This window comes from Saccharopolyspora spinosa NRRL 18395, from assembly GCF_000194155.1.
GTDB lineage: Bacteria > Actinomycetota > Actinomycetes > Mycobacteriales > Pseudonocardiaceae > Saccharopolyspora > Saccharopolyspora spinosa.
Window position 1 is genome coordinate 2,142,963 of sequence record NZ_GL877879.1, and the last position, 19,096, is coordinate 2,162,058.

The 19,096-nt window shown below is 67.0% G+C and carries 22 protein-coding genes; 12 read left to right on the forward strand and 10 right to left on the reverse strand.

Going from position 1 to position 19,096, the window contains the following annotated elements; genetic code table 11:
* The first annotated feature begins 154 nt into the window (after window positions 1-154).
* A complete protein-coding gene (locus tag SSPN_RS0129140; RefSeq protein ID WP_010311993.1) occupies window positions 155-391 on the forward strand; it encodes a hypothetical protein in 237 nt (78 codons plus the stop codon).
* Window positions 392-432: 41 nt separating this feature from the next.
* Here the strand turns inward: SSPN_RS0129140 and SSPN_RS0129145 are convergent, their stop codons facing one another.
* Both SSPN_RS0129145 and SSPN_RS0129150 read right to left on the reverse strand, forming a co-directional pair.
* Window positions 433-732, reverse strand: coding sequence for a hypothetical protein (locus SSPN_RS0129145; RefSeq protein WP_010311994.1), 300 nt, complete (start codon window positions 730-732; stop codon window positions 433-435).
* Window positions 733-1,383: 651 nt separating this feature from the next.
* The gene (locus SSPN_RS0129150; RefSeq protein WP_010311995.1) at window positions 1,384-1,722 is read right to left on the reverse strand and encodes a GNAT family N-acetyltransferase; all 339 of its coding nucleotides are present in this window, start codon (window positions 1,720-1,722) and stop codon (window positions 1,384-1,386) included.
* A gap of 90 nt (window positions 1,723-1,812) precedes the next feature.
* Here SSPN_RS0129150 and SSPN_RS0129155 point away from each other — a divergent pair, with 90 nt between their 5' ends.
* On the forward strand, window positions 1,813-2,796 hold the full coding sequence (locus SSPN_RS0129155; protein WP_010311997.1) for a pirin family protein: 984 nt from the start codon (window positions 1,813-1,815) through the stop codon (window positions 2,794-2,796).
* A 270-nt stretch (window positions 2,797-3,066) separates the two neighbouring features.
* On the opposite strand, the gene SSPN_RS0129160 is transcribed toward SSPN_RS0129155, so the two are convergent.
* Complete coding sequence (locus SSPN_RS0129160; protein ID WP_029535817.1) at window positions 3,067-3,387, reverse strand: GYD domain-containing protein; 321 nt, start codon at window positions 3,385-3,387, stop codon at window positions 3,067-3,069.
* A gap of 1,135 nt (window positions 3,388-4,522) precedes the next feature.
* On the opposite strand from SSPN_RS0129160, the gene SSPN_RS0129165 reads away from it, so the two are divergent.
* On the forward strand, window positions 4,523-5,383 hold the full coding sequence (locus SSPN_RS0129165; RefSeq protein ID WP_029535818.1) for a metallophosphoesterase family protein: 861 nt from the start codon (window positions 4,523-4,525) through the stop codon (window positions 5,381-5,383).
* Entirely contained in the window at window positions 5,380-6,030 is a 651-nt protein-coding gene (locus tag SSPN_RS0129170) for a 4'-phosphopantetheinyl transferase family protein (protein ID WP_010312004.1), read from the forward strand. The genes SSPN_RS0129165 and SSPN_RS0129170 overlap by 4 nt, the downstream gene beginning before the upstream one ends.
* 81 nt (window positions 6,031-6,111) lie before the next feature.
* On the opposite strand, the gene SSPN_RS0129175 is transcribed toward SSPN_RS0129170, so the two are convergent.
* A complete protein-coding gene (locus SSPN_RS0129175; RefSeq protein ID WP_010312006.1) occupies window positions 6,112-6,768 on the reverse strand; it encodes a response regulator in 657 nt (218 codons plus the stop codon).
* Window positions 6,761-7,756: a HAMP domain-containing sensor histidine kinase gene (locus tag SSPN_RS0129180; RefSeq protein WP_202798927.1), complete on the reverse strand. Its 996-nt coding sequence runs from the start codon at window positions 7,754-7,756 to the stop codon at window positions 6,761-6,763. Before SSPN_RS0129180 ends, SSPN_RS0129175 begins: the two co-directional genes overlap by 8 nt.
* Window positions 7,757-8,044: 288 nt before the next feature.
* Here SSPN_RS0129180 and SSPN_RS46395 point away from each other — a divergent pair, with 288 nt between their 5' ends.
* From SSPN_RS46395 to SSPN_RS0129220, 8 genes are all read left to right on the forward strand, one after another.
* Window positions 8,045-8,296, forward strand: a complete 252-nt coding sequence (locus SSPN_RS46395) for a hypothetical protein (protein WP_010312010.1) — start codon at window positions 8,045-8,047, stop codon at window positions 8,294-8,296.
* The gene (locus SSPN_RS0129190; RefSeq protein WP_010312012.1) at window positions 8,296-9,585 is read left to right on the forward strand and encodes an ArsB/NhaD family transporter; all 1,290 of its coding nucleotides are present in this window, start codon (window positions 8,296-8,298) and stop codon (window positions 9,583-9,585) included. The genes SSPN_RS46395 and SSPN_RS0129190 overlap by 1 nt, the downstream gene beginning before the upstream one ends.
* 30 nt (window positions 9,586-9,615) lie before the next feature.
* Window positions 9,616-9,951, forward strand: a complete 336-nt coding sequence (locus tag SSPN_RS46400) for a tRNA-specific adenosine deaminase (RefSeq protein ID WP_202798928.1) — start codon at window positions 9,616-9,618, stop codon at window positions 9,949-9,951.
* 209 nt (window positions 9,952-10,160) lie between these two features.
* Complete coding sequence (locus SSPN_RS60535; RefSeq protein WP_010312018.1) at window positions 10,161-10,316, forward strand: hypothetical protein; 156 nt, start codon at window positions 10,161-10,163, stop codon at window positions 10,314-10,316.
* Window positions 10,298-10,738: an ankyrin repeat domain-containing protein gene (locus SSPN_RS46405; protein ID WP_010312020.1), complete on the forward strand. Its 441-nt coding sequence runs from the start codon at window positions 10,298-10,300 to the stop codon at window positions 10,736-10,738. Before SSPN_RS60535 ends, SSPN_RS46405 begins: the two co-directional genes overlap by 19 nt.
* Before the next feature lie 225 nt (window positions 10,739-10,963).
* Window positions 10,964-11,185, forward strand: a complete 222-nt coding sequence (locus SSPN_RS0129210) for a hypothetical protein (RefSeq protein WP_143539665.1) — start codon at window positions 10,964-10,966, stop codon at window positions 11,183-11,185.
* A gap of 106 nt (window positions 11,186-11,291) precedes the next feature.
* Window positions 11,292-12,770 (forward strand): NCS1 family nucleobase:cation symporter-1, encoded by a 1,479-nt coding sequence (locus SSPN_RS0129215; RefSeq protein ID WP_029535819.1) that lies wholly within the window; start codon window positions 11,292-11,294, stop codon window positions 12,768-12,770.
* 85 nt (window positions 12,771-12,855) lie between these two features.
* A complete protein-coding gene (locus SSPN_RS0129220; RefSeq protein WP_010312026.1) occupies window positions 12,856-13,581 on the forward strand; it encodes an aspartate/glutamate racemase family protein in 726 nt (241 codons plus the stop codon).
* A 192-nt stretch (window positions 13,582-13,773) separates the two neighbouring features.
* Here SSPN_RS0129220 and SSPN_RS60540 read toward each other — a convergent pair whose 3' ends face one another.
* The 5 genes from SSPN_RS60540 to SSPN_RS46420 form a co-directional block, all read right to left on the reverse strand.
* Window positions 13,774-14,457 (reverse strand): GntR family transcriptional regulator, encoded by a 684-nt coding sequence (locus tag SSPN_RS60540; RefSeq protein WP_337466377.1) that lies wholly within the window; start codon window positions 14,455-14,457, stop codon window positions 13,774-13,776.
* 32 nt (window positions 14,458-14,489) lie between these two features.
* Window positions 14,490-15,176, reverse strand: a complete 687-nt coding sequence (locus tag SSPN_RS0129230; RefSeq protein ID WP_010312029.1) for a DUF899 family protein — start codon at window positions 15,174-15,176, stop codon at window positions 14,490-14,492.
* Window positions 15,177-15,694: 518 nt separating this feature from the next.
* On the reverse strand, window positions 15,695-15,985 hold the full coding sequence (locus SSPN_RS60545) for a serine hydrolase (protein ID WP_010312033.1): 291 nt from the start codon (window positions 15,983-15,985) through the stop codon (window positions 15,695-15,697).
* Window positions 15,986-16,201: 216 nt separating this feature from the next.
* Window positions 16,202-17,890 (reverse strand): IS1634 family transposase, encoded by a 1,689-nt coding sequence (locus tag SSPN_RS0129240; RefSeq protein WP_010307527.1) that lies wholly within the window; start codon window positions 17,888-17,890, stop codon window positions 16,202-16,204.
* Window positions 17,891-17,953: 63 nt separating this feature from the next.
* A complete protein-coding gene (locus SSPN_RS46420; protein WP_083822164.1) occupies window positions 17,954-18,337 on the reverse strand; it encodes a serine hydrolase in 384 nt (127 codons plus the stop codon).
* Window positions 18,338-19,096: the final 759 nt, after the last annotated feature.

The following is a 19,096-nucleotide window of genomic DNA, read 5'->3' on the forward strand; positions in this document are numbered from 1 at the left end:
GCATCAACACCCCATCTTCGAAGTTAAGCAAACCTAACCTAAGCTAGCCAATTGATCCGCCGAGGTCCAGCACTGGGGTCGGCCAAACGACCACACCGCACCCCGCGAGAGCCCTACGAAGGCGTAGGACACGTCGGGCGAGTGACGGGTCGGGATGCGGCTGCCCGGCGAGCACGAGCCCGTGGAGACCTTCGCCGCGAGCCGCGCCACGAGCCGCGAGGCTGCTGGGCCTGGTCCACGCGGGCCTCCTGCGAGCTCGCTGGACGTCATCGGCGCGATCCACGACGCCAGCGGCGGGACGAACCGCACGACCGGGACGGCGAGGAGCACTATCAGTGGTGCCGTCCAGCCCCGCCGCCTGGAACGCGGCCGCCCCCGCTTCCTCGATTGACTATCTCGGCTACAAATCCGTCTCGGTCAAGCGGGATTTCGTCAGGAGTTGAGGATCGCCGCGAGGTGGCGGTGCGCGGCGACCAGTTCGGACGCGCACTGGTCGGGCCGACCCGTTCCCGCGTATTCGAAGGCGCAACGCAAGGCGGCCAGCGTTCTGGGTGCGGCGGCGGTGAGCATCCGCCACTTGTCGTCGATGGTCCTCCGCAGGTCATCGAGCATCATGCGCACCTCGTCGCTGTCCGGCGCGACGACCAGCGATGGAACAGCGATCCGGAGCTGGGCGTGCAGGTGGCGCAGCACGGCGATCCGCTCTGCGTCGTTCGCGGGTTGTATTTCCACGACACCGTCCTCTTGAGACTGATGTAGGCTGACACGAGCTGTGGACGTTGCGCCACAACGCCCTCGACTCGCGCTTCGGTCAACTTCGACTACCGGTCTGGCGTCGTCCGATCACGACTGCGATTCCGGATGGGTGATCTCGATTGTTGCGGCCGAGAAGTTCCCCGCGCCTGAATGCGACACCGCGCTAGCCTCCGGCGGGCCTGTCAGGCGGAAAAACTCCTTGCACCCAAGGAAAACCAGCCCGGTGCCGCAGCCGCGAGATTGCCGAGGACACGGGACGAGCCCCCGACCGATCAACAACAACGCACGCGCCGGTGCCGCACGGGGGTTCTTGCCGAGAGGGGATGCTCGATATGAATTGGAAGCGCTTTGCCGCGAATGACATCTGCCCCGTCCATCCGATGCCGGACATGCCCTCCATTCCTCCAGTCCATTGCAGACCGTGATCCACCCGCTACGAACAGCCACCCAGCCCACCTGAAACGATTCATCGCGGCCAAAGCCAGAACTACCCCAAGTTCACCGGTCGGGCGCGAACCGGGCTGCCAACACCCCCGCTAGATGCTGCTCGCCCAAAACCACGACGCCGTCCTGGCCGGTCTCGCGAGGCTGCGGGCGATCCGCAACACCCTGTCCAGGTGGCGGCGCTCAGCCCTGCCGCTGGTTCAGCGCGCGGATCTCGGCAAGCACCTCCCGCGTCACCGGATCTGCGATATCGGCGAAGTCGTCGTGCTTCCCGAGGTACTTCGCGACGAACGGACAGACCGGGACGATCCGCTTGCCCTCGGCGCGGGTGTCGCTCAACGCATCGGAGATCAGCGCGGTGGCCAGCCCGCGTCCGGCGAACCGGTCGTCGATTTCGGTGTGGTAGAACACCCGCTGCCCGTCGCGGTCGACGTACTCGGTGAACCCCGCGAGCTCGTCATCGACGCTGATCTCGTAGCGATGGCGTTCGACCGCGTTCCGCACGAGCTGCCCAGTGCCCATCTCATCCTCCCCGTCGATCACCCCGCCATTATGCCCGCGGCCCTGGCGTATAAACGTTTACGTGAAACCGCAACGGAGGTGGCGGCTGCGATGAGCAACCTCGAAACCGCGCCCGCCGAACTGACCTGCGAGAACACCGGCGAGGCCCCGACCGTGCGCGGCCGGGTCCTGGAGCCGCGACTGGTCCCCCTCGGCGGTCCACGTGCGATGACGGTGCGCCGCACGCTGCCGCAGCGGGCGCAGTCGCTGATCGGAGCCTGGTGCTTCGTCGACCACTACGGGCCCGACGAGGTCTCCTCGACCGGAGGCATGCGCGTCGACGGACACCCGCACACCGGCTTGCAGACGGTGTCGTGGCTCTTCAGCGGCGAAATCGAGCACCGCGACACCGTCGGCAGCCACGCCTTCGTCCGGCCCGGCGAGCTGAACCTGATGACCGCGGGCTCCGGCATCGCCCACTCCGAGCACTCGACGCAGAAGACGACGGTGCTGCACGGAGCGCAGCTGTGGGTGGCGCTGCCAGAACAGCACCGCTTCGTCGCCCCCGACTTCGAGAGCTACGCACCGCCGGCACTGGACGTGGACGGCGCCCGCGTGCTCGTCTTCCTTGGCAGCCTGCTCGGCCAAACCTCTCCCGTGCAGACCTACACGCCGCTGCTCGGGGCGGAGATCACACTGCGCGCGGGCCAGTCGTTGCGGCTGGACGTCGCTCCCGAGTTCGAGCACGGCGTACTCGTCGACACCGGCGAGGTGACCGCCGCCGGGGTCGACGCGACCGAAGGGCAGCTCGTCCACCAGCAGACCGGTGCCGATCACCTCGACCTGGTGGCGGCGGGTCGGGACGTGCGCGTCGTGCTGCTCGGCGGGCAACCACTCGGCGAGCAGATCGTGATGTGGTGGAACTTCATCGGACGCAGCCACGAGGAGATCGCGGCGTTCCGCGCGCAGTGGCAGCACGAACGCGAGCGGCGGGACAGCGACGAGAAGACCCAGTACGGGCCGTTCCCCGACCAGTGGCGCGAAACCCTGCCCGCCCCCGAACTCCCCAACGCCCGCCTCAAACTCCGCGGGTAGCCACGGGATTCAGATCTGGGCATGGTCAGGCTCGCCGCACGAAGAACAGCTCGAGCGCGTCTCAAGCGCGTCCTCACCTCGCCGGCGAACGGAACTCGTCGGCCTCGGTGAGGAACGCCGCCCCGACCTACCCGCGTTCCGGCACCCGGAACCACGTTTGCGGGAGCATGTCGGATGCCGCCCGCCCACACCTTCCCCAGGTCAAGGCATCGTCGGCGCTGCCGGCCCGGACCGCCAGGAAGCTGAAGGCCGGTGAACCGACCTCCTGCGTTAATCGCCCGGTGCCTGGTAGTCGAACTCCTTCGACACCGCGTCGTCTACCTCGGCAGGTGTCAGCAGGACTACCGTTCCCGTGCGTGCGCCACCGGAGCCGCTGACCGCTAGGCCGAGCGACGCCGCCGAGGCGTTGTCCGGCAGGTCGACCACGACGTAGGTGTCGTAGTCGCCGAATGCGAAGTAGAACGATTCCACCTCGCCACCGAGCTTGGCGACCGCGTTTCGCACCGCCTCCACCCGGGCCGTGCCGCCTTTCTTCTGCAGGCCCCTGACACCCTCGGCGGTGTAGGTCGCCCGCACCAGGTACTTGGACACTTCGATCACACCCTCGATTGGTCGCGCACGGACCGTACGCTCTCTCCCTGCTTCGTGAAGGCCCCGAAGTGCACGGTCCGTCGTCGATGCGTGCTGGGAAAGCGCCCAAGGCTGGGAAAGAGTCCAAGGGCCTTCGCACATTGAATTCATTCAATACTGAAAATACTAATCAAAAGAAGAACATTGGTGCCGGGACTCGACGCCGAGCCTTCCAAGCCGCCGGAACTCGAACCAGGCCAGCTCCGATCCCACAATGTCCATTGAGGACACTCAACGGCCAAGTCAAGGCGCGCGCAGCCAGCTGGTCGCCGACTTCATCGCGGCCAGCTGAGCCGTACCCGGCTCTCGCGGTACCGCATTTTCCATTGAAATCGAACCGCTGAGGTTCCGCCACCCGCACCACAACGCAAGACGAGGCTGGAAACGCTCATTTCAATATAAATTGCGGAAATCATCCACCGGGGACGCGGTAGATCCACAGCAGTACCGATCCCAAGCGCCAGCCGGTCTGTGCCGGATCACCTGCGATTGATCCGACACAGACCTTTGTGGACAGCTGGCGGTGACGCGGCTGCCGACCCCAGCGGCTCAAGCTGGCATGTTTTCCCTTGCTGGGATGCCATTTCGATTGCCACATCGATGATCAGGTCCTCCTGCCCACCGACCTAGCCAGCATCGCCGACCTGCCGCAGGATCGCGTGGAGGGGTCGCCGTAGCGCCCCTCGGCGCGCCGGGCGTGCAGCAGGAACGACACATACACGGAGCCGCCCTGTTCAACAACCGGACCCGCCGGTAGTGGTGCACGTCACCGCGGACGGGGCCGGCAGGACTGGCACGTCGCGGACCACTTCGGCGATTCCGATCCCACAGACCGGCATGTCACGCTCGCCGCGACGCTGCTGCCCGAATGCCGGAACGCGGCAATTACGAGAAAACTCGACGCAACCCACTCGATACAGGGCGCGAACAGGCACGCACCAAGGTCGCCTCGGTTCTTCACATTCCCAAGCGGAAGAACTAGAGTCGTCCCTCGACGAGAAGACACCTGGAGCCCAGATCCCAAGCTGCCATTTGCCTATCCTATGCGCTAGTTTCCCGCACAACCGAAGGATCACGTATGGAGTTGGCAGCACGGATGTCTGACGAAACCACCGGCCGACTGCTCGCGGTGAGCGACCTGCACGTCAGGTACGACGAGAACAAGTCCGTCGTGGACCGCATCCGGCCGACGACGGACTCCGACTGGCTGATCGTGGCAGGCGACGTGGCCGAATTCGTCGCCGAGATCGAAGGCACCCTCGACCTGCTCAGCCAGCGGTTCGCCCAGGTCATCTGGGTCCCCGGCAACCACGAGCTGTGGACTCCCGAACAGGACGAGGTCAAGGCCCGTGGTGAGGAGCGCTACCGCCTGCTCGTGGAGAGCTGCCGGAAGCTGGGCGTGCTGACCCCGGAGGACCCGTACCCGATCTGGCGCGGCATCGGCGGGCCGGTACGGATCGTGCCGCTCTTCCTGCTCTACGACTACTCGTTCCGGCCGTCTGGCACGCAGAACAAGGACGAGGCCCTGCGCCTGGCTTACAAGGCAGGAGTGGTGTGCAGCGACGAGTTCCTGCTGCATCCCGACCCGCACCCCAGTCGGGAGGCGTGGTGCCACGCCCGCATCACCGAGACCGAGGCCCGACTCACCGCGCTCGACGACGATCTGCCGACCGTGCTGGTCAACCACTACCCGCTGGTCCGGACGCCGACGGACGTGCTCTACCACCCGGAGTTCGCCCAGTGGTGCGGCACCGAGCGCACCGCCGACTGGCACTTGCGATTCCGCGCCCGTTGCGTGGTGTACGGGCACCTGCACATCCCCCGGATAACGCACCACGACGGAGTTCCCTTCCACGAGGTCTCCATCGGCTATCCCAGGGAATGGCGCCGGCACGGCCACCCGCACGGCCTGCTGCGGCAGGTCCTTTCCCCCGAGACCGCGGGTGTCGTGCGGTGATCGAGGAGATCCTGGCGCCCGGGGTGGTGACCGAGGAGACCTTCTCCGACGACAGCGCTTCACCGTTGTTCCCCGAGGAGCTCGCGCTCGTGGCCAGCGCCGTGCCCAAGCGCCGCAACGAGTTCACCACCACGCGGGGGTGCGCTCGGAAGGCGCTGGGTTCGCTGGGGTTTCCACCGGCACCGCTACTGACCGGCGAGCGCGGGGCACCGATCTGGCCCGACGGCGTCGTCGGCAGCATGACGCACTGCGACGGTTACCGGGCGGCCGTGGTGGCCCACCAGTCCGACTTCCTGGCCCTCGGCATCGATGCCGAACCCGCCGGACCGCTGCCCGACGGGGTCTTGGACGCCATAGCCCGCCCGGAAGAACTCGTCCGACTCAAGGACCTCGCGGACACCCGGGAGGAGGTCTGCTGGGACAGGATCCTCTTCAGCGCCAAGGAATCCGTCTACAAGACCTGGTTCCCGGTGACGCGGCAATGGCTGGGGTTCGAGGACGCCTCGATCGACATCGACCCGGACACGGGCGCATTCCGGGCCCGTTTGCTCGTGTCGGCGGAGACGTTCGGGCCGCGCACCGAGTTCCACGGCCGCTGGATGCTCCGCGACGGACTCGTCCTCACCGCGATCTCCCACCCTCGGTGAGAACCAGAACGCGGGCCTGGGGGGCTCGCTGGGAGAGCGTGGTCGACCACGCACCGCCGCGATTCGCCCGACTCGGGGCTGCTACGGCTCGATGAGCCCGTTTCGGATGGCATAGCGGGTGAGTTCGAGGCGGTCCCGGAGCCCGAGCTTCTGCAGCAGGTTGGCCCGGTGCCGCTCGACCGTCTTGGTGCTGATGACGAGCATGTCGGCGATTTTCCTCGATGAGTGACCTTCGGCGACGAGCTTGAGGATCTCCTCCTCGCGACAGGTGATGGCCTTGGCGGTCGACTCGCCGTCGCCGGCGTGGTCCAGGTAGTTGCGGATGAGTGCGGTGACCGCGCCGGGGTAGAGGAAGGGTTCGCCTCGCATGGCGGCACGGCACGCTTCGACTAGATCCCGATCCGCGACCGATTTCAGGACGTACCCGGATGCGCCGGCGCGGAGCGCTTCGAAGAAGTACTGCTCGTTGTCGTACATGGTCAGCATGAGGATGCGCAGATCTGGCTGGAGCCTGGAGAGCTTGACCGCCGCCTGCAGGCCGGTCAGCCGGGGCATGGCGATGTCGAGGATGGCGAGGTCGGGTGCGTCACGTCGGGCTTTCTCGATCGCCTCCGTGCCATCGCCCGCCTCTGCGACGACGACCAGATCCGGTTCGCTGTCAAGGATCAGCCGAACCCCGCGGCGGACCAAGGCGTGATCGTCGGCGAGCAGGATGCGGGTCTTCTTCGCGTCAGGCATGCTCGGCTGCTTTCGTCGCGGTGGGCACGCGAAGGCGCACCTCGGTTCCGCCCCCGGAGCCGGGGCCGAGTGCGAGCTGGGCTCCGATGAGCAGCGCCCGTTCGCGCATGCCCCGGATGCCAGCGCCTTCGGGGGCGCCGCCGAGCCCGCAGCCGTTGTCGCGGATCAGCAACTCCACCCCGGACGGGCGGCACAGCAGCGAAAGCTCGAGGCGGGTCGCTCCGGCGTGGCGGACGGTGTTGGTGAGGCCTTCTTGCGCGACCCGGTACAGGACGAGTTCGGCGGCGTCCCCCAGGTCGGGCAGATCGCTGTCGAGGTGGCAGCGGGCGACCAGCCCAGTGTGCGGAGGGACCTCGGTGGTGAGCGCTTTGAGGGCGCTGACCAGTCCGAGCTCCTCCAGGACACCGGGCCGCAGCCGGCGGGCGATGCGGCGGATCTCGTCCAGGCTGTCGCGGGTGGTTTCTTGGACGTGGTGCAACGCGGTCGCGACGCGGTCGGGCGCTTGGTCGGCGACCCGCTTCAGTTCGAGCAGGACCGCCGTCAGTGTTTGACCTACTTCGTCGTGGAGTTCCTGGGCGATGCGGTGGCGCTCGGCTTCTTGCGCCGACAGGGCGACTGCGCTGCTGGTCGCGCGCTCGTCCTCGAGCCGGTCGAGCATGGTGTTGAACGCCTTGATCAGGTCGGCGATCTCCCCGTGCCCGGTGACCGCGGGCCGGGCGCCGGGGCGCAGCGGGTCAATCGTGGTCATCACCCGAGCGAGCCGCTGCAGCGGCGCCAGCCCGACCCGGAGCAGGATCGCGTTGACGACCAGCATGGCAATGAGCCCAGCGGCCAGGATCAACGCCTCGGCGATGAAGAACGGGGTGGAGACGGTAGCCGGCCCCAGCAGGAGCACGGCGGCGCCCGCGACGAGCACCGCGGCGTTGAACAGGAAGAGCCGCCAGAACAGAGACATGCGCACGTCCTCCCCGGCTGTAGCTGCCCGCACTGTCCCTCACATCCTTTCGTTCATCATGCCCGCGGACCAGCCGGCCTCCCCGCGCCCCTTCGCGCCAGCTTGTCGGTGGTTCGGGGTCGCCGTCCATCCGTGGGCTCACTCGCGTCGAGCAGTGCGTCGCGTCGTTGCCCGGTCCTGACTGCAGGATCGCTACCCCGGGAAATGGGTGCCAGCCCGGATGGCGGTCAGGCGGGTGACCGGGGATCCTCTGAACGTATCCACTAGGACACGTTGCGTGACCCTCGTGCATCCAGGGCGCTCATCGGGAGAGGAGCAGTCATGGCGCCCAACGGCCCGCAGCAGCCCGGAATCCCCTCGGAGCGGACCGGGGTGCAGCCCACGGGGCAGATCCCCCGGCGAACAGCCGATTGGTTCGTGCTGGTCATCGCGCTCGCAGCGATCGTGGCGGGACTCGTCCTCGGACACGCCCTCCTCGTCGCGGGCGGCCTAGTCTTAGCGGCCTCCATCCGGCGCCTCTTCCGGTGGCCGCGCAGTGCCAGTAGGAGTCGCAAACGGCTCCACGAGCCCTGATGATCACCGCCCTGACGGTCGTCGTCTTCGTGGTCGCATTCGTGCTGATCGCAACCGAACGCGTCCACCGGGTCGCCGCCGCGCTCGGCGGCGTCGCTGTCATGGTGCTGCTGGGCGCCGTAGATTCCCACTCCGCGTTCTTCAACGAGAAGACCGGGGTCGACTGGAACGTGATCTTCCTGCTGCTGGGCATGATGATCACGGTCAGCGTGCTCAAGCACACCGGCGTCTTCGACTACCTCGCCATCTGGGCAGCGAGGCGAAGCCGGGGCCGGGGCTTCCGGCTGATGATCATCCTCGTGGTGCTGACCGCCGTCGTCTCGGCGTTCCTCGACAGCGTCACGGTCATGCTCCTGGTCGCACCGGTCACCCTCGCGGTCTGCCAGCGGCTCCGGCTACCGGTCGTGCCTTTCCTCATCGCCGAGGTCCTCGCCGCGAACATCGGCGGCACCGCCACCCTGATCGGCGACCCGCCAAACATCATGATCGGCAGCAGAGCCGGACTGTCCTTCGTGGACTTCCTGCTCAACCTCGCACCCATCACCGTCGTGCTGCTCGCCGTGTTCATCGCGCTGTGCCGAGTGCTGTTCCGAAAGGCGTTCCTCAACGCGGAAAAACACATGGCCGAGGTCATGGAGCTGGACGGCAAGGACACCATTCACGACCACCGCCTGCTGCGGCGGTGCCTGATCGTCACCGGCGCGGTTGTGATCGCGTTCGTCCTGCACGGCTCGATCGGGATCGCCCCCGCCTTCGTGGGACTGCTCGGTGCCGGGCTCGTGGTGCTCGTCTCGGGCACCACCACCAAGCAGTTCCTCCAGGAGGTCGACTGGTCCACCCTCGTGTTCTTCATGGGGTTGTTCGTCATGGTGGGTGGACTTGTCGACGTCGGAGTGATCGACGCGCTCGGGCGCGCCGCGATCGACCTGGTCGGCGACGACTACCTCCTGGCCGCGATGGGACTCCTGATCGGTTCCGCGGTCATCGGCGGCATGATCGACACCATTCCCTTCGTGGCCACGACGATGCCCATCGTCGAAGAACTCGTGGCCACCGTGCCCGACCCGGAAACCAGCCGAGCGTTGTGGTGGTCACTCGCGCTCGGCGCCGACCTCGGCGGCAACGCCACCGCGATCGGCGCAAGCGCCAACGTCGTCGCCATCGGATGGGCCGCCCGCAACGGTCATCCGATCAGCTTCTGGGAATTCACCAAGTACGGCCTCGCCGTCACAACGGTGACCATCTCCCTGTCCGCCCTCTACATCTGGCTGAGGTACTTCGCGATGTAGCGCCGGGAGAAAACAGGTGCTGGAAGAGGCATGCGCGGTGCTCGGGGCGGCGGCCCCGAACCGCACCGTCATCACCAAGGGCGGCGATGTCGTGGCCGAAAGTCCCAACAAGGTCGCCCAGACCAAAGATCCCTCCGCGCACGCACCGAGCACCTCACCGGCACCACGATCTACCTCCTGGCCCACCCGTGCCCGATGTGCCTGGGCTCGCTGTACTACTGCAGCCCCGACGAGGTCGTCTTCCTCACCACCCGCGATGCGTACGAGCCGCACTACGTGGACGACCGCAAGTTCTTCGAGCGCGACACCTTCTACGGCGAGTTCGCCAGGAACTGGGACGAGCGCCGGCTGCCGATGCGCTATTAGCCCCACGAAGCCGCCGTCGGCGTCTGCCAGGAGTGGCAGCGGCGCAACGGCGGCCAGCGCCGCGTCGCCGACACCCCAACCGCTTGACCGCCGCGGAATCCCGCGCCCAGTTCCGCCGGGCGAGCGGCGGATCGCGAGGCACTCGCGGCAAACACCCGACCAGTCCCCGACTTAACGGGGGCCGGCCACCGAGACGGGACGATGATCCGGTGGACGAACAACTGCTGCACGCCGCCCACACCGGCGACATCGACGGGGTGCGCGCCGCCCTCGCCGCCGGAGACGACGTCGAGGCCCACGGCGAGCAACAGCGCACGCCGCTGCTGCTCGCCGCGCTCAACGTGGGGTGGCCAGCGAGTTGGTGAAGGCCGGGGCCGACCCGAACGCCCAGGACGGCCGCAGGGACAGCGCCTTCCTCGCGACCGGCGTTACGGGCAGTGTCGGCATGCTGGAAGCGCTGCTACCCGCAAACCCGGACTTAACCGTGACCAACCGCTTCGGCGGCGTCGCCTTCATCCCCGCCAGCGAACGCGGCCACGGCGACTACGTGCGTGCAGCGGTTCGGACCGGAATCGACGTCAACCACGTCGACGACCTGGGCTGGACGGCGCTGCTCGAAGCCGTCATCCTTGGCGACGGCAGCTGGCCGTACCAGGAAATCGTGCAGGTCCTCCTCGACGCCGGAGCAGACCCCGCCCTCGCGGACCGCGACGGAGTCACCGCCCTCCAGCACGCGGAGAACGACTGCCACGCCAAGATCGCCGAAATCCTCCGGGAAGCATCCTGAACGCGGGTTGGGCGAGCCCCCTGCCTCGCCCAACCTGGTCGGATGCGCCATGTAGGGCACTCACCGAGTAACTCGGCACCCGGTGTACCCCTCTTGCAGAACCACTCTTGACCGAGCAGATAAGGCCGCCTATCGTTTTCGTATCTTAAACGTATACTTCCATATTATGGAAATTATGCGAGCCGCTTTTCAGCAATGCTCGCTCCTGGTTCACTGGAGAACCCAATGCGTCGAACGAGCGCTGCCCCACCGGCCGTGAAGCAGCTCCAACAGGAGGGCTCGGCCACCGGCTCCCCGCGGACCGCGATCAGCCCGTTCCACATCGCCCCCCAAGCGAATGGAAGGCTCCCGGCCCGCCCCGGCGAGGACGCCAGCACCATCGGGTTCGAGGAACTCTCCAACGTCGCCGGCCACACCCCCGCCGCGATCACATCGTCCCTCGGCTAAGCGGCCGGACCGTTTGCCCGGCACCCGGATCCGACCGGCGCGACGGGCATTCCCCACATCACAAGGAAGCCGACAGTTGCAGAGTGAAAGCTTGGGAGGCAGCTCGATGACTGCCACGAAGAAACAACCCGCTGTGGACACCGCCGGAACCAGTTCCCGCCTGTACAGCTACGACCTCGCCCCGACGAAGAAGGAAGGGCGCCGCTGGGGCGCCTACAACGTCTTCACGCTCTGGGCCAACGATGTGCACAGCCTCGGGAACTACGCGTTCGCGATCGGCCTTTTCGCGTTGGGGCTGAGCGCGTGGGGAATCCTGCTGGCCTTCGCCCTGGCCTCGGTGTTCCTGTTCCTGCTGCTGACGCTGTCCGGCTACATGGGGCACAAGGCGGGCGTGCCGTTCCCCGTCATGAGCCGCATCGCGTTCGGAACGAAGGGCGCGCAGATCCCGGCCGCTGTTCGCGGTCTGGTCGCCATCGCCTGGTTCGGCATCCAGACCTACCTCGCGTCCGCCGTGCTGAACACCCTCCTGGTGGCCATGTTTCCCTCGCTGCAGGCGCTGGAGCAGACGCACGCGCTAGGTCTGTCGACGCTCGGCTGGATCACCTTCCTCTCGCTCTGGATCATCCAGGTCCTGATCGTCAGCTACGGCATGCACGTGATCCGCAAGTACATGGCGGTCGCCGCGCCGACCACCCTCATCACCATGTGCGCGCTGGCGGTCTGGATGTTCATCCGCGCGGACGGCTCGATCTCCTGGTCCACGACGCACCCGCTCACCGGCGGCGCGATGTGGCTGCAGATCCTGCAGGGCGCCGCCCTCTGGGTGGTCATCTACGGGACGTTCGTGCTGAACTTCTGCGACTTCACGCGCTCGGCCAAGAACCGCCAGTCGATCGTCCGCGGCAACCTGATCGGGATCCCGGTCAACATGCTCTTCTTCGCCGGCATCGTCATCGTCCTCAGCGGCGCGCAGTTCAAGCTGGACGGGAAGATCATCACCAGCCCAACCGACATCGTCCAGACAATCCCCAACATGTTCCTGCTGGCGATGGCCTCGCTCTCGCTCATCGCCCTGACGATCGCGGTGAACCTGCTCGCCAACTTCGTGGCACCGATCTACGTGCTCGTGAACCTCTTCCCGCAGCGCCTGAACTTCCGACGGGCAGCCCTCGTAAGCGCCATCATCGGCCTCGTCATCCTGCCCTGGAACCTCTACAACAGCCCGGTGGTGGTGAACTACTTCCTCGGCGGCCTCGGTGCGCTGCTCGGTCCGCTCTTCGGCGTCATCATGGCCGACTACTGGCTGCTGCGCAGGACCCGCGTGAACGTCCCGGACCTCTACACCGAGGACGAAAACGGCGACTACCACTACCGGCGCGGGTACAACCCCAAGGCCATCATGGCGTTCGTGCCGGCCGCCGCGATCGCCGTCATCATGGCGCTGACGCCCACCTTCAGCACCGTCGCCGGATTCTCCTGGTTCATCGGGGCGATCCTCGGCGCAGTCATCTACGCCATGATCGGGGACCGCAAGCCCGACGCGGCCGACGTGGACGGCGAGGCTATCGCCGTCGCCGCCGAGTAAGACCGCCGGACCGGCCCGCGGTGGTCACCGCTGCGGGCCGGTCCGGCACCCACGTGAATCCCGGGCTTTCCAAGAGAGTTGAGCAATGCGCATTCTGGTCGTGAACGTCAACACCACCGCGTCCATCACCGGATCCATCGGCGAACAGGCGGCCGGTGCGGCGTCCCCCGGCACCGAGATCGTCCCGCTGACACCGATCTTCGGTGCGGAATCCGTCGAGGGCAACTACGAGAGCTACCTCGCGGCGATCGCCGTCATGGAAACGGTCAAGGCCTACCCGGGACCGTTCGACGCCATCATCCAGGCCGGGTACGGCGAGCACGGCAGGGAAGGCCTGCAGGAGCTGTTCGACGTCCCGGTCGTCGACATCACCGAAGCGGCCGCGAGCACCGCCCAGTTTCTTGGCCGCACCTACTCGGTGGTGACCAGCCTGGACCGCACGGTCCCGCTGATCGAGGAACGGCTGCACCTCGCCGGCCTCAGCGCCCGGTGCGCGTCGGTCCGCGCCAGCGGCATGCCCGTGCTGGACCTCGAACGCGACCCGCAGGCCGCCGTGGACGCCATTGCCGAAGAAGCGGCCCGCGCGGTGCGGGACGACCGGGCGGAGGTCATCTGCCTGGGCTGCGGCGGCATGTCGGGACTCACCGAGCGCGTGGCCGAACGCACCGGGGTTCCGGTCGTCGACGGCGTGACGGCGGCCGTGACGATCGCGGAGTCCCTCGTGCGCCTGGGCCTGACCACCTCGAAGGTTCGCACCTACGCACACCCGCGCCCCAAGGCGATGACCAACTGGCCCCCGCCGGTGCGCTGATTTCCCTTCAACAGCAACGCGAAAGGCCCGCCGATCGCACTCAGGTACCGGCTCGGCGGGCCTTCCGTTTTGTCATAGACATCAGATCCACGCAGTCCACTGTCGATGGATTACCGGGGCCAATTTCTGAACGTCGCTGTCGTCCGGCGGAACGGTAGATCCACAGTGGAACGGATAGCTGGGAGCAACCGATCACGGCCTCTGCAACAGCCCCAAGAGGACGTGCTTTTCGCGGGTAGCCGTGGTCGTGTCGATGCCGCGCGACGTCCAGTTCCACATCCAGGACTTCGCGGAGCTGTTCCAGACCGCCGCGGGTTCGTCGCAGCGCGACGAGCCGGAAGGCCAGAGCTTCGAACGCCGCTCAGACCTCGTTGAGGTCTGCGATGTCCGCGGCGGTGAACTCGCGGACCACCGCCCAGGAGCGGGCGTCGGGGTGACACCAGCCCCGCCGCCACGAGCGCCCGAAGCGCATCCCGCACCGGGCACCGGGCACCGCGCATCCCGCACCGCGCACCGCGCACCCCGCACCGCGCACCCCGCACCCCGCACCGCGCACCCCGCACCGCACCGCGCACCCCGCACCCCGCACCCCGCATCCCGCACCGCGCATCCCGCATCCCGCACCGCGCATCCCGCACCGGGCACCGGGCACCGGGCACCGGGCACCGGACAGCCGACAGCCGGCAGCCGGCTCACGCCCAGCTCGGCCGCCAAATCCCGCTCCACGAGCCTGCTACCCGGCGCGCGGACGCCGTCGAGGATCTCGTCGCTGAGCTGCCGCGTGACCCGTTCCGACTCCGGCTCAAAGCTCGCCGCCTGCGTCATGAGTCCAAATCCCCGCTGAAGCCCCCGCCCTGTTTGGTCCACCAAATCCATAACCAGGCCGAGCTCCCGCACCGCCGCGACGCTCACGGCAGGTAGTCGAGCGATGCGAACCACTCGCCCCGGCCCTTCGGGGTGAGGTCGAGAACGTGCCAGACCGGGCTGAGCAGGTCGATGCCTCGTTGGTCGATGTCGTCGGACATCCGCGGGTGCGTCGTGTAGACGTGGCGCACCGCGCCGCTGTCGTCGCGCGCGAAGACCGACACCGTCGAATCCTGGTTGCCTTCGGCGTCCTCGCTGGCGAGGTCGTACTTGAAAGTGCCCGAACCCGCGCTGAGCAGTCGCACGTTCGTCCACCCCCGATTCCTGCCGTGTTGCCGCAGGGCAGGCAGGTCGGCCGCGGCGACGACGGCGAAGTCGACCTTCTGCGCGAGGTGCTGGGCGACTCCGTTGAGCCCGTCGATCCACATCGTGCACATCGGGCACGGCCGGGCCTGCTGCTTCCCGTACATGAGGTGGTAGATGACGAGGTCCCGACCGGGTGCGGTGAACAGTTCGCTCAGCCGCACCTTCCGGGTCGGGGTGTCACCGGCGTCGAGGTCCGCGGGTCCTTCCTCCAACGTGTAGTCGTCGACGACGGGGCCGAGCGGTAGTCCGCGCCGCAACTCGGCGACCCGTTCGCGGTGGCGCATCAGCTCGATCTCGGCATGGCACAGGTCTTCGCGGGCCTGGAGGTACTCGGCGGACTCCGCGGTGAGGTTGGTGTGGTGCATTGCTACCTCCGTGGCTGCTTCGACCCGGGGCAGCCAGGCGGCCCGCTGACGCCCCTTGGACGGCCCACTTCGTACCCGGTGCGGTCCGGTGTGAAACCAACTGGCTCACAGTGCCAGGGTCCCTCCAGCTTCCCGGTGGTACAACGACGGCCAACGCGAGCACCAGCGCCCGCAACGTGCTACCGCCCCAGACAGCAGGACAGAGGTCCACTGCCACAGCCCGTGATGGGTGTGAGGCGAACGGACCGTTTGTGACACCTATCGGCGCGAAGGATCCATTCACCTCACCCTCGTGATCCTGCAGTTCCACGCTAGGCGAATGAGGCGAACGGCCCGTTTGTGACACCTATCGGCGCGAAGGGTCCATTCGCTTCACGCTCGTCGTCCTGGAGGTCCAGGCTCGGTGGGTGAGGTGAGCGGACCGTTTGTGACACCTATCGGCGCGAAGGGTCCGTTCGCTTCACCGTCGTCGCGGGATATCTTCGCTTGCACCACGTGGCTGGATCCGGAAACCACCATCAGGTGAAAGTTGCCACGGGGTGGGCCGCTGCCTCGGCGATGAAGCCGAGCCGTATTCGGCGTTCTTGGTGGCTTTGCTGGACATAATTGCGACGACGAGCGGCGCGGCGTTCCGGGTGCCGCGCGACGGCGATGTCGTTGAGCGTTCCGTAGTCGCCGGTACCGGTCTTGTCGGCCACGATCCGCCCCTGCGGCACACCTGCCCGGATGCGCTGGGCGCTGGTGGCGTTGCGTTCCAGCAGGTCGCGGAGGACGTCGCGCTGTTCGGTCGGCAGGGCGTTCCCCAGCACGATCTTCTGGAAAGTGTTGCCGAACGCCGAGGCGAAGTCGTGTCGCGGGGTTGCCCGGGGTGGCTTCCCCGATGTCCGGCTCGCTCCGATTTATCCGGGTGACGAGGTCGCCTAGCCGGAGTTTCCCCGCTAGTCCGTTCTTGAGTGGTGTTTGTGCTGGCCAGGATGGGTTTTCGGGTGAGGTGGACGTATTACCTAATCCGGCTGGTGGCCTGGTCAGCGGGTGGGCGCGTAGCGGTGGATGTCGAACAGTTCGGCGAGTTGTTTCTGGGTAGGGGTTGTCTCGGTGAGCATGCGCTGTGCGCGGGGGCGGCCTTTGCCGCCGTCGTGGTAGAGCAGGACGGTTTCCTGGATGCCGCCGAGTTCGTCGAGCAGTTCCCGCACGGACAGGTGCAGGCCCGCGTGTTCTGCTTGGCGACGCATCAGATGCGCGACAGCGAGGGCCAGCACACAGTAGAAGACATGTACCCGGATCTTGGAGTCGGTCCAGTGGTGCATCGGGGAAAACGACACCACGTGCGGGTCTTTCATCTGCCGGAACCCCGACTCGACCTCAGATTGCGACCGGTAGGCGGCGACCACCTCTGCGACGGTCCACTCAGTACGGTTGGTGAACAGGACCCGCTTGCCGAAGAACCGGTTCTCCAGACGTTTGCGGGCTTTCTGGTCGGTGCGCCACGCCAAGCGGAACTCGGCCGGGGTGTGGCCGGTCAGGGAGATGGTGAGGACCTCGCCGACCCAGCGAGGCCGGCAGATCGCGGCGATCTCGTCTTCCACGGCCGTGCGGTCCCGGCGGGTCCTGCCGCGTGCAAGCCTCGCTTGCAACTCAGCCAGGCGGCGGCGGGCCTTGGCGAGAGTCTGGTCGAACCCGCGGGACTGCTTGGCGTGCAGGGTCGGTGAGTACGTCACCACGGCACGCCGGGTCACGCCCAGTGCGGTGACTTCGGTGTCCACACACCGCACACCGGGATACCGGTCCTCGTCGACCGGGGTGTAGCGGGTCTTGGGGATCGCGAGCAGTCCCGGATGGTCGCTGGGCGGCAGCGACCCGACGAACCCGATCCCGGCGTCCTCGACCAGCGCGTGGTTGGCCGCTGAATTCTGCCCGGCGTCGTAGACCACGGTCAGCGACTCGACCTGTGCGGTCAGGTCCTGGTAGCGGGCCACCAGTTCGTCGATGACGGTGCTGAACTGGGTGACATCCGGGCGGTCCCCGCCGTAGGCGTGGGACACCACCGGGATCCCGGCGTCGCGGGTCACCACCAGGCCCAGCCCGACCAGGCGCAGGTCAGTGCGTTTCTGCTTGGCCTTGCCGCGCTGCGCGATCGGCGCCCGGTCGTTGCCGGTGTCGATGAACGTGGCGAAGTTGGTCATGTCCAGCACCAGACCGGACACATCCAGCTCGAACTCGGTGACCATCCGCCGCCCGAGTTCGGTCTCGATCCGGCGCAGGTCGTCCTCGCCAAGTCTGTCCATGGCCTTCCAGAACCGGCGATGGTCCAGCGCCGCGTGCGGGATCTTCACCCAGCGTGAACCGGCCGTAGTGGCCCACCAGTCAGCGAACGCGGCCTTGGAACACGGAGCCATGATCCGGTTCGCCGTGGCCAACGCCAGATAGGTCCCGACCGTGGCGGTGGCGTCCGAGCGGCGCGACACGACCTCATCAACCACCCCGGCCACATCCAGGCGCTCCAGCATCGACCAGACCCCGGCAAGGTCCCCGAACCGTTTGTGCTGGGTCCGGACCGGTTCACCCGCCGATGCCCCGGTCAGTTTGGCCATCACTTCCTCGGCGCTGCCCAGGTACTGCTGGGACACGATCCGTGGTTTGCCGTCCACCCTGGCGGACTCCACCAGGTAGTAGTAGGTCTTCCCACCCTGGCGTTTCCCCACGATCGAAGGCATATCTAGGTAATACATCAACCCGGTATGAAACCCAAGCACCACAACGCAAGACACGCCGATGAATCACGTAGCGGGGAAACTCAGGCTAGGCTGCGCTCGTAAGCCGTCAGCCGGGCCAGGCCGGGCCGGACCGGCGAGCTCGCGGAGGAGGAGGTTTCCCGCCGTGCCGTCGCTGTAGCGGACTGTGGCGTCGCACAGCTCGCGGATCGTCATCCCCGTGTCCACGTGCGGCTCGGCGACGACGGAGCTCTTCATGAGATCGCCCTTGCTGTACCTGACGACCTCATCCAGGTGCGACATCGGCTTGTGGCGCAGGACCGCTGCTGCCGCCAGCGCCTTGAACGCCGAGCAGAACGCGAATCGTTCATCCGCCCGGTGGGCGATGGTGGCGCCTGTGCCCGTGTTGAGGGCGTAAACCCCCAGGCGCGCGGCGAACTTCCGCTCCAGCTCGACAAGCGATCACCGCCCGGGGCGACGGGAGCGGAGGTAAGCGGCGGTGTGCTCGACCCGGCCGGATCGCACGCCGCCACCACGGGAAGCGGCCAGCAGCGCACCAGGATCGCCCGACGTCCGATGCGGATTTCCCGGTGTTGCAACGAAGTTCTCCGTTCGAGTCGACGACCGGGATTCCGGCCCGACGCCAATCAAGCAGCACTCCGCTCGATAGCGCCAATCCGAGACGCACTGCTGCGCGATAGCCGTTCGATATGGCCGCGGTTGCAGCTTGGTCGCCGCGCTCGGACGGCGCGCGAAGTTCGCCCACACCCCGCCGGAGCGCAGTCCGGTGACGAAGTCCGCGATCGCAGCGCGGTACTCCGCCCGGCACCATCCGACTCGAGCAAGATGATCTGCAACACATCTGACCACGCAGCGGCAGATCATGCCGACTGACCGGAAATCACCTGCACGACATCAACTTCAGAATTTGCGAAAAAATAGCAGGAAATAAGCCGTCTAATTCGTTTTCCGCGAACCATCGCCGACCACGTACCGACCACCCATTTAGCCGTATTGACGCGGCTAAACAGACTCATAGACTCGTGCACCGATCCAGTTCACGTCCCAGAGCATCAGGTGTGGAAGCACTTCACGACCGCGCAGTACGAAGCCACGCCAGCTGATCCGACTTCCTCTGCACAGCAACAAATCCAGCATTCGCGAAAGAGAGCAAGAATTCGTCGTCGAGCGCGCCCGCAACCGGCAAGC

Coding starts and splice junctions, on each gene's coding strand:
- SSPN_RS0129140 (WP_010311993.1), top strand. CDS start 155: ATGCGGCTGCCCGGCGAGCACGAGCCCGTGGAGACCTTCGCCGCGAGC.
- SSPN_RS0129150 (WP_010311995.1), bottom strand. CDS start 1,722: ATGGGCACTGGGCAGCTCGTGCGGAACGCGGTCGAACGCCATCGCTAC.
- SSPN_RS0129155 (WP_010311997.1), top strand. CDS start 1,813: ATGAGCAACCTCGAAACCGCGCCCGCCGAACTGACCTGCGAGAACACC.
- SSPN_RS0129165 (WP_029535818.1), top strand. CDS start 4,523: ATGTCTGACGAAACCACCGGCCGACTGCTCGCGGTGAGCGACCTGCAC.
- SSPN_RS0129175 (WP_010312006.1), bottom strand. CDS start 6,768: ATGCCTGACGCGAAGAAGACCCGCATCCTGCTCGCCGACGATCACGCC.
- SSPN_RS46395 (WP_010312010.1), top strand. CDS start 8,045: ATGGCGCCCAACGGCCCGCAGCAGCCCGGAATCCCCTCGGAGCGGACC.
- SSPN_RS0129190 (WP_010312012.1), top strand. CDS start 8,296: ATGATCACCGCCCTGACGGTCGTCGTCTTCGTGGTCGCATTCGTGCTG.
- SSPN_RS46400 (WP_202798928.1), top strand. CDS start 9,616: ATGCGCGGTGCTCGGGGCGGCGGCCCCGAACCGCACCGTCATCACCAA.
- SSPN_RS0129210 (WP_143539665.1), top strand. CDS start 10,964: ATGCGTCGAACGAGCGCTGCCCCACCGGCCGTGAAGCAGCTCCAACAG.
- SSPN_RS0129215 (WP_029535819.1), top strand. CDS start 11,292: ATGACTGCCACGAAGAAACAACCCGCTGTGGACACCGCCGGAACCAGT.
- SSPN_RS0129220 (WP_010312026.1), top strand. CDS start 12,856: ATGCGCATTCTGGTCGTGAACGTCAACACCACCGCGTCCATCACCGGA.
- SSPN_RS60540 (WP_337466377.1), bottom strand. CDS start 14,457: ATGGATTTGGTGGACCAAACAGGGCGGGGGCTTCAGCGGGGATTTGGA.
- SSPN_RS0129230 (WP_010312029.1), bottom strand. CDS start 15,176: ATGCACCACACCAACCTCACCGCGGAGTCCGCCGAGTACCTCCAGGCC.
- SSPN_RS0129240 (WP_010307527.1), bottom strand. CDS start 17,890: ATGCCTTCGATCGTGGGGAAACGCCAGGGTGGGAAGACCTACTACTAC.